Source organism: Nitratireductor sp. WH36-1, assembly GCF_058725515.1.
The window spans coordinates 1,949,259-1,959,960 of sequence record NZ_CM178970.1 but is presented as its reverse complement, the minus strand read 5'-3'; the positions used below and the strand labels follow the sequence as shown (position 1 = coordinate 1,959,960).

General features: G+C 58.3%; 2 protein-coding genes. Both read right to left on the bottom strand.

Annotated features, from left to right (window positions below):
- Positions 1-304 precede the first annotated feature (304 nt).
- Positions 305-4,837 (bottom strand): DUF7507 domain-containing protein, encoded by a 4,533-nt coding sequence (locus AC4PTT_RS09190; RefSeq protein ID WP_492162560.1) that lies wholly within the window; start codon positions 4,835-4,837, stop codon positions 305-307.
- Between the two features lie 154 nt (positions 4,838-4,991).
- Positions 4,992-10,556: a DUF7507 domain-containing protein gene (locus tag AC4PTT_RS09185; protein ID WP_492162559.1), complete on the bottom strand. Its 5,565-nt coding sequence runs from the start codon at positions 10,554-10,556 to the stop codon at positions 4,992-4,994.
- Between the last annotated feature and the right edge of the window lie 146 nt (positions 10,557-10,702).

Genomic DNA, 10,702 nt, shown 5'->3' with positions numbered 1-10,702 from the left:
CCGTGCAGTCATGGCAATCGATCTTCGTTTTGAGTTTTCTGACAATGTACCTGCGCCAATATGCGTTCTCCGACACGGAGAAGACCGCTTCAGCAACAGCCACGCCCAATCCGCAGAGACAGGAAACGACAGACCCGGGACCAGTACAGGATCATTCAGCAAGATCAGCGCCACCTGCAAACAGCGGACAGGCTTGAATGAACGGCCCCTTGTGCGGTCAGACCGAAGAGTTCCACGCATCCCGCCGCCTGTGGGCCGACGAGATGCGCGAAATCATACGAGGTGAAGCAAGGGCACCTGGGATTTACTTATAGAGCGTAAGATCGTTCACTGGCTCCACGGGCACATCGCCAACAGCGGTGTGAAGCTGGCTTTCGATCTCGAGGCGATAACGACGACCGACCTCACGCCATTCACGGGCAATGTGCTTGCGCATTGCCTTGCTACGCTTCAGCGCCAGCTTTCTCCCCTCACCCGCTTCCGTGTAAACCAGCCGCAGAATCGATGGCTCCTGCTCAAGCAGGTGCATCATCTGAGCAAGTCTGGTCTGCCATTCCGGGCGAAGTTCCGTGCTGTCTTCCTGGAAAGCGGCATCGCTCAGATCAAGACGCACAACCCTTCCGATGGAAGCGCCGAAGGTGAATTTCGACACCTTGCCGGCAGTCAGTCGGATCACACGCGGGTTTTCGGTAGTCAGGCGGTACCCTGAAGGCAACGAACGCGGGTCCAGTTTGAGGATATAGTTGGTTCCGATACGCTGGTCCGGGAGGTCAGCACAGGCAATGTGAAAGCGACCCTCCGCATCTGCCGTCACCAAAAGTCCCTTGACCGAAGCGACCCGAACACCTGCAAGGCCGGTTTCACCATTGTCCTGATAACCATTGCGGTTCTTGTCGTCGAACACCTTGCCGATAATATCGCCGCAATCGAAGACCGCCTCGATAACCACCTCGACAACGGCAGTGGCCACACGCGAGATCGGATTACCCTCAAGGTCCTCAACCCAGGCCCGGTTCACATATTCGCCGGGCTTGGCAGCCGCAGTGACGGCCAGATCCAACGTGATTTCCACGGCCTCATCGCCTGTCAGAACGACATTCTCAAAGGTCAGTTTGCGACCTGCCACGACCGGGGCAATCCCGGTATCACCGAGCATCGCCGAACCTGGTACGAAGGTAAGCCCGGGAGGCGTCATGTCGATGACATTGACCGTACTCGAACCCGGCATGCCGAGCATCTTGACCCGGATCGTATAGGGCACCTTGCCGCCACGGCGAACCTCGCGCAGAGGAGACATCTTGCTTATCGCATATCCCGGCAGATCGACCGACGCTTCCGCTTCCGCTGCCACTGCCTTCTGGCCGCGCGGTCCCGTACCTGTGGCCGTCGCCGTGTTTTTCACCCCATCCTCAATCCCCTGAGCAGTATCGATATCAGCCTGGCTCAGAGTATAGGTGGCGGTGAAGGTTGCGCTGTCACCGGCTGCGATATCCGCACTTGATGGCGTAAAGGAAGACAGGCTTCCTGTGCCCCGGCGTCCATCGAAACGCGGCCCTGCATCAACCGGAACCACATCATCAACAGTGACATTTCCGTCATTCGTTACCGCAAAGGTGTAGAGAATCGTATCACCGGGTTCGGCAAAACCGGTGCCGACGCCCTGGTATGCGCCGATTTTCTCGAGGACCAGCGACACCTTTTGCGGCAGGGGCGTGGCGGTTGGATCGTCCGGCTCACCATCCCCTTCTTCTTCGACATTTTCGCCATCATGAGGATCGTCGGAGAGATCAGACACTTCTTCACCGTTTGGGGTCAGACCTTCTACCTCTGCAGTCGCCGTCTGCCCGCCGGCATCAATCTCGGCCGCCGTCAACGGATAGGACGCGGTGAAGGTGGTCCCATCTTCGCTGCCTGGAGCAAGGCTTGCGAGCGTACCGCCCGCAACGGGAACCGTTGCCCTCACACCAATTCCAACATCCGCCGGATTGACATTGGGGTCCGGAACCACTTCCAGCGAAGGAATGGTGATGCTGTTGATCGTGACGTTACCGGTATTCTTCACCGTAAAGGCATAATGTACTGGCTCGCCCGAATCCGGGAAACCGCTACCGTCAGAATCGCTCCACTGGTCCACCAGGTGAACTTCGATGGATGGGTTCGGCTGGAACTCGATCGTCGTCGGGTCGCCCGCTTCTCCATCTGCAGAGCGGGATTCAGCTGAAACCGGCTCGCCCTGCGGGTCCACGCCGGTAGCAGTGGCAACATTTGCAAAAGACCCGGCATCGATATCCGCCTGTGTAATCGTATAGCTGCCTGTCGCACTCGTGTCGCTTTCCCCCGGAGCCAATGGTCCGGCAATCGGGCTTCCAGAGACTTCAGCCTTGTCGTCTTCAATAGCAATGTCTGTCAGGCTCACATTGCCAGTGTTCATGACCGTGAACGTGTAGCCGATTGTCTCATTGGCATCAGCAAAACCGTTGCCATTGGCATCGTTCAGCATCGCTTCCTTGACGACGTCCATGGAGCCCTGCGCCACCACTGGCTGCGTGGTGTTGTCGCCGGGAATCCCGCCCGGCGGCCGCGAGGTACGCTTTACAGGAGCCCCGTTGGGGTCCGAAGCCGTGGCTTCAGCGACGTTGTCCACGCCACCGCTGTCGACATCCGCCTGGGTGACATCGTAGTAGCCCGTGATTGTCGTCGAATCCACGTCATCGGGGGCTAGAGAGGCGATGGGGCCACCAACGATCTGCGCCTTGCTATCGCTGACAGTGACGTTGGTGAGCGTCACATTGCCCGTGTTCTCCACCGTAAACGTGTATTCAAGCCGCTCACCCGCATCGACAGCGCCATTCCCATTGGCATCGACGTGAGACACCTCCTTGACGAAATCACTCTCCGGCGTCTGGAGCAGTTCCGTTTCAGTCGGTTCGCCAGCAACGCCTCCCGGTGCACTCGATTGAGCCGTGACATCATTTCCAGCCGGATCCTTACCGGTGGCTGACGCCAGGTTTGCAACAGAACCGGCATCAATATCGGCCTGTGTGATCTTATAGGTTCCGGTCACGCTTGTATCACTGTCGCCCGCCGCAAGCGGCCCTGCAATCGGGCTACCCACGAGATCCGCCCGGTCGTCTGAAACCACGATGTCTGTAAGCGTGAGATTGCCCGAATTGGTGACGGTGAACGTGTATTCGATCATCTCGCCGGCGTCGGGACGACCGTTAGCGATGGTATCGTTCAAAGTTGATGTCTTGATGATCTCGACTGCTGCGCTTCCCGGCAGGTCAATGGTCGTGGCGTCTCCCGGTTGACCGCCTGGAGGTGCCGATTCAGCACTGACCGGATCACCATCGGGGTCCTGAGCATTCACGGTGGCGTGGTTTTCCACCGAGCCAGAATCAATATCAGCACCGGTCAGGGTGTACTCGCCAATAATCGTTTCGCTGTCCGTCACGCCCGGCGGCAGCGTTGCAATCGAGCCACTTGTCACGATGCCCGGATCATCAACCGTCACGTTCGAAAGCGGCGCTGCGCCCGTATTGGTGACCGTGAAGGTGTAGATGATCTTCTCATCAACGTCCGGGACGCCGTTATTGTTGGTGTCCTGCAGCTCCGCTTCCTTGGTCAGGGACATGGACGCTTCCTGCGTCACATCCGTCGCCGTGTTGTCGGCAAGATTGTTGTCGACAACATCATCGGGAAGCACGAGCGAAACCGTGTTGCTGAGCTCGCCGGTGAAGTCGTCCGGAACCGACATGGTGATCGTGTAGGTGGCCGACGCGTTGGCAGGGAGGTTGAGATGTTCTGCATCAATGCCACCGGTCCCGCTGGCGTTCTCACATGTTGCGCCGCTCGCACCCGCGCATGTCCAGTTCGCGGTGGCAATGCCTGCCGGCAGCGGGTCCGAAACCTCGATGGCCTCTGCGCCGAAGGGGCCATTATTGGTGACCTGCATCGTATAGGTGACGTCCTGCCCGGGCGTATAGGCTTCCTGTCCGTCCGTTTTGGTGATCTGAATATCCGCCTCGAACTGAAGAGACGACGTCACACATTTCAGGCCATCATTGTTTCCCGAGCCGGGCGAGGATGAAATAAGGGTCGACTGGCCCGTCGTGGTATTGAATTTGTAGAAGCCGTTCCCGCCATTGTCGGAACCGTACACGGCATCCGGCGTTCCAAACATCGCACCAAACTGCGTTCCCGCGGCCAGGCCGGTATTGCCGACGCTTGTAACCGAGCCGGTCACCGGATCAATGGCGATTAGATCCGTAGCGCCCCCCTCCTTTGTGTAGAGGCGGCCACCGGACCATGCCAGGTCGAAAATGTTGATGGCACGGCTGAGTGTGATTGTTGTCGCCGAGACCGCCCCGACATCGATCTTGTAAAGGGTACTCGGCGCAGCGCTGCCGATCACATAATAGCTCCCGTCATCCGCGATCTCACCTGCATTGATGTTGGGGGCCGAAGGAATCCCGGCGATGGCACCCAGATTTTGTGTCTGTCCATTCGAGCCAAGGCGCAGCAGATTGGGAGTCGGACCCGCCTGAATGGCATAGCCATAAAAGTCTGTGGGATGGAAACCTGCCGCGTTGTGCGCGAACGTCTCTCCGCCCTCATTGGTGAAGGTAAAGGGATTTGTGGTCATCCCCACCGAGAACAGATCTGTCGGATTTCCCTGGGTCAGCCACAAACGTTCATCGCACGTGGAAAAATCAGGAACCTGCGCCCGACTATCATCCATGGACACCAGAACGGTTACCATGGCAGCAGCGAACAGACCAAGGCGCATGCGGCCTTTATGGGGTTTCGTTCGATTGAGATATTCTTCTATTTTCATAATAATCTCATTTGTGTCCAATGATGAAATTATTACTCTTCAATTAATATAAATGGGACTATAAATATTAATTGATACACTTCTCAAACATGAAGGAACGAAATACAACAATTCATCAGCGATGATTAGAGCCAAACGGCATTCCATACGGTCATCATCTCGTATCGCCGATCATTCTGGTCTCCACCTCGAGACGATAGCGACCACCGACCTTCTGCCACTCACCCGCAATGTGACGCCGTAATGCGCGCATGCGTCGCGCCGCCAGCCGTCCTCCCGCATTGCTGCTCTGGTACACAAGACGAAGAACGGAAGGCTCCGCATCCAGCAGAGTGACGAGCTGCTTGATCTGCCCCTGCCATGCGTCCTGCAACTCAACGCCATCCGGCGCGAAAGCAGCGTCAGACACATCCAGCCGCACCACCCGTCCGATGGTCGTGCCAAACAGAATGTTTGTCACCTTACCGGCGGTCAGCCGGACAATACGCGGGTTCTCCGTGGTCACCCGATAACCTGACGGCAGAGAACGCTGGTCGAGCTTCATGATGTAATTCGTACCGATCCGCTGATCCGGGAGATCGGCACAGGCCACATGGAATTTGCCCTTCGGTCCGGCCGTGACCAGCAATCCCTTTGCCGTGGCCACCCGCGCACCCGCAATGCCCTCTTCACCGGCATCCGGATAGCCGTTGCGATTGCGGTCATTGAAAACGAGACCGGTGATATCGCTACAGTCGAACACCGGCTCAACGATCACTTCCACAGTCGCGGTGGCAACTCCCGTCAAAGCCTCTCCGGAAAGATCCTCCACCCAGGCCTGATTGACATACTCACCCGGCTTCACACTCGCCGTCGCCAGCAGGGACAGGTCGATGAGAAGTGGCTCGTCCGGCTGGAGCTCGACATTTTCAAAGATGAGCCTGCGCCCCTCCAGTCTCGGCGCCAAACTTCCATAGGACACGGACGCGCTGCCGGTCTGGTAGGTGAAGCCCTGCGGGAGAAGGTCAATGACGTTCACCTCCACCGCCGCCTTGAGCGCGTAAGCCGCGACCCGCAACTGATAGGGCACACGGTCGCCGCGCCTCACCTGCGAAAGCGGGGTGCTCTTGCCAATAAAAACACCGGGCATGGGCACGCTGGCCTCGGCCTCCGGCGACACCACAATGCGCCCATGCGGCGTCGCGCCCTGCGCCACTGCGGTATTCACCGCGCCAACCTCATGAGACCGGGCATTGCGGATGTCCGTCGCAGTCAGGACATAGTCTGCAGTGAACCTCGCCTTGTCACCCGGCGCCAGCGTCGCACTGGCCGGCGCAAAGGCCGAAAGACTGCCGCTTGCAGGCGCGCCGCCAAAGAGCGGGCCGGGATCTGACGGCGCAACATTGTCAACCGTGACATTGCCGTCATTCTCCACCTCGAATTCATAGTGGATCGTTTCGCCGGGATGCGCCTGCAACCCGCCAGCGCCACGATATTCACCCGTCTTCGTCAGAGCGAGAGACGCCAGTTGCGGCAGCGGCAACTCATGCTGAGAACTTGCGGAAACCTCTTCGCCGGACGGATCCGAACCGGTTACCGTCGCAGCAGCGTTCAGCAATCCCTGATCGATGTCATCCTGCGTCAACCTGTAGCTTGCGGTAAACGCATCCGTGTTTGTCCCGCCCGGCAAAAACCCGTCCAGCGGCCCGCCGCTGACCGGAACCTGCACCTCCCGGCCGTCAGGCAGGGTAAGCGTCACAGACGGGATGGACACACCGGAAAGGGTCGTGTTCCCCGCATTCGTTACGGCCAGTTCGTATTGCACAATCTCACCGGCATCCGGATAACCGTTTTCATCCCCGTCAACGAGCGTTCCCGTCAAGACGAGTTCCACGGCCGGCTTGTGCTCAATGACCAGGACGGTATCGCCAGCCCCCTCATCCGTCTCCGACACAACCTCCAGAGCAGTTCCATCCGGCGCCTTCGCATGCAGCGTGGCAGTGTTCCGCACCTCCCCCGCATCGACATCCGCCTGCGTGATTTCGTAGTCGGCGCTGAATGTCGTTTCATCCGCATCGCCAACGTTCAGGCTGCTCAACGGGCCGCCGGCGACCTCAACCTTCTCGTCCTCCACCCTGAGATCACTCAATGTCACATTGCCGATATTCTCAACCTTGAAGTGGTACTCGACATGATCCTCGGCATCGACGCGGCCATTGCCATTGCTGTCGACATGCGCCGCCCGCTTGATCAGACGCGCCTTGGGAGCCGCAGTCAGCGGAACCTCGAGACTGCTGGAACCGGTCACCTGCTGGCTCGATGGATCAAGCGCCGCGACCTGCGCTTCATTCAACACCTTGCCCTTGTCCAGATCGGCCTGCTTCACAAGATAGGCAGCGGTGAATGTGTCTTCATCAACGTCGCCCGGCGCAAGGGTCACAAGCGGTTCGCCGGTCACCTGCGCAGTCGGATCGGTCACACGGACATTGCTGAGCGTCACATTGCCGGTATTTTCCACGCTGAACTTGTAAATCAGCGCATCGTCAACATCGGTGACCCCGTTCTCGTTGCGGTCTTCCGTGCGGACGAGCGTCTTGGTCAGTTTGATCGACGCGGACTGCGCAATCTCGACCGTCGCGCTGGCCTCACTCGTTACGGTCTCCTCCTGTCCAACCGGCACGGTCGCGGTGGCCTTGTTGTCGACCCTGCCTTTGTCGATGTCAGCCTGCGTCAGCCTGTAGAGCGCACTCACCGTCGAATCACTGTTGCCCGGCGTCAGATCCGGAACCGTCGTCCCGGAGAACGACAGAGCGGGGTCGGTAATCTTGACGGCCGCGAGCGTCACATTGCCGGTGTTCGTGACCTTGAACGCAAATTTGATGTGATCGTCAGGATCTGCGAACCCGTTGCCGTTCGTGTCTTGATAAACGCCTGTCTTCTCAAGCTTCATGGCCGGCGTTGCCGTAATGCTGAAGGAGGCAGTGGAAAGAGCTTCCGCCTTTTTCCCGCTCGGCGACGTCCCTTCCACGGACGCCGTGTTCGAGAAAACGCCGTTGTCGACATCCGTCTGCGTCAGAACATGATAGCCCGTAACCGCCGTATCATTGCTCGCGCCCGGCGTGAGGTCTGGAACCGTCGTGCCCGACAAAACGGCGCCCGGATCACTTAATTTGATACCCGAAAGAGACACATTGCCATTGTTCGTAACCTTGAAACGGTAGTTCAGACGGTCGCCAGGCTCCATCACGCCGATGGTTCCCTGATCCTGAAAAGTCACGGTTTTCTCGATCTTGATGGATGCCGCCTCGGGCAGGCTGACTGATGTCGAGCCGGTGTCATCCACATCACCGTCATCGGGCGCTTTCGCCTTCACGGTCGCCGTGTTGACCACCGAGCCACGGTCCAGATCGGCCTGGGTCAGATCATAATTCGCGGTCAGAGGCGTCGTGTTTGAATCCCCGGGCGCGAGCGTCCCTGCAACGGCGAGACTGCCATTGATCAGGGGGTCCGACACGCTGATATCCTTCAGCGTTACCTCGCCCGTATTCTTCACAGCGAACGTGTATTCGATGCGATCCCCCAGATCAGCAACCTTGTTGTTGTTGGTGTCCACCCATTTACCGGTCTTATCCAGCGAAACAGCTTCTTTCGTGTCGATGGAAACCGTCACTTCAGATGTGTCGCTCGTCGCGTGACCGTGCGGATCCTTGGCGCTGGCCGTGGCCTTGTTCACGACCTCGCCCCTGTCCAGATCGGCCTGCGTCAAAGTATGAAAGGCCGAGAAAGTGGTGCTATCCTCATCCCCAACAATGAGTTGCGAAAGCGTGCCCCCGGAAACGCTGACAGAAGGGTCCGTGATGCTGATGTCGGAAAGCGTCAGGGAACCGGCGTTCTTGACCTTGAAACTGTATTTGATCCGGTCGCCCACATCGGTTTTCTGGTTGCCGTTCGCATCGACATACACCCCCGCTTTTTCGAGCACGATCTTGCTCGTGCCTTCCTCATGGGTGGTGACCGACGCGCTGTCCGTCACGGGCGTGTCGTCCGGCGCCTTCGCGGTCACGGTCGCCGTGTTCTTCACATCGCCATTATCGATGTCGCTCTGCTTCAGATCGTAGCGCGCCGTGAATGTGGTGCTGTCCGATACGCGGGGGGCAAGCGTGGCGATCGGACCGCCGGTGACACTCGACGCATTGTTATCGGTCAGGCTGATGTCTTTCAGTTCGACATCGCCGGAATTGGTAACGGTGAAGGAGTACTGGATATGGTCGCCGAGATCGACAACCGAATTGTTGTTGGCATCCACATGAACGCCACGCTTCTCAAGCTTGATCGAATGCTTGCTCCCAAGCCCGGTCGTCAGCGAGGCGGTGTCGCTTATTGTCTTGCTGTCCGGATCCTTCGCCTCGACCTTCGCGGCGTTGATCACTTCGCCCTTGTTGATGTCCGCCTGCGTGAGATCATAGGCAAGAGAAAAGGTCGTCGTATCCTTGACACCGGGAGCCAGCGTCGCCAGAGGGCCGCCATTCACCGTGCCCAGCGGGTCCGTCACCTTCACGTCGGTCAGGGTGACATTGCCGGTATTCTCCACCTCGAAGCTGTAGATGATGCGATCGCCGACATCGAGAAGCTGGTTCGCATTGGTGTCCTGATAGGCCCCTTTCTTGACCAGATCGATCGCGGACGTCCTCGGCAGATTTATGATCGTCGGGGCCTGATCGCCATCGGCCTTCGCCTGCGAGTAGATCGTGATTTCCTGACCGCCGGGCAATGTGCCCGCCCCAACGGCCTGGTTGCTGAGTTTGCCATCATTCACATCGGCCTGGGTGAGCCTGTAGGTAGCCTTGAAAGTCGCAGTCTCACCGGGCTGCAGGGACCCTTCCGGAGATGAACCGCTGTTGGAAACAAAGGTCGGCCCGGTGGTCAGCGTCAGCGCGGTGCCGTCCGAACGCTCAAGGAAATCCTCCTTGATCCGGACATTGGTCATCGGATCAGCACCAGTGTTCTTGACGGAGAAGGAGAACGTTACATCTTCACCGGCCAAAGCTTGCCCCACCGACGCTGTCTTGATCACTTCGAGGGGATAGGCACCAATAGCAAAGTGGGCGACGCAGGAGTGAGAGGAGGACGCACCGGTCTTCTTATAAGCGCTCACGGTCAGTCTTTGCTCTGTCGCAGTGGCCGTGAATTCGAGTACCGACTGGGTCCAGGTTGTCGATGGCATTGGAAATTTTTGCGGCGTCTTTTGGTCAATTCGCAAGCGCAGCCCCTCACATGCTTCGTTATGATTAACACGCTGCGCCCCCCGCATCAGCCCATAGAAGGGAATCTTGTAAGAACGCCCGACAACCAATCCTGTTATATTTGTATAAATAGCTTCCGCACGATTTGCTTTGGCCCACATTGTAGAAAATGTCTCATCGCCAGTCGGAAGCGCTGGAAGGGGGCCATCGATCCACCGATTCCCCCAGCCCCACTTTTCAAGGTTGGAACAGTCCGGTGACCCTGCCGCCTTAAACCAACCAGCCGGCGTCGTGTTTTCCCCAAAGACGCAGGGTGCCGTCGGTGGGATATGCTGCGCATAGCCCGGCAAGGAAAATGAGCTGCCCCCCGCCACAACGAGAAGGAAGAGCAACAGGAGAGACAGCCCTCCCTCACGACTGGCCAGCCGCAACCAAAACCGGCCTGCCACAGCAAGAGAAGCAGCAAACCTTTGCACATTCATCAGCAGCACGTTCATTGAGGTCACCTGGAATGGCGCAGCGTTCATGTACCCCTAAAAAGACCTGAAACTCGCGACTATCGAAACAAGGCCGAACACTGCGAAAGCGGGATTGAGAGTTAGTCCCGCGCACTCTAGTGAGGATCGCGCCGCGACATGAGTTG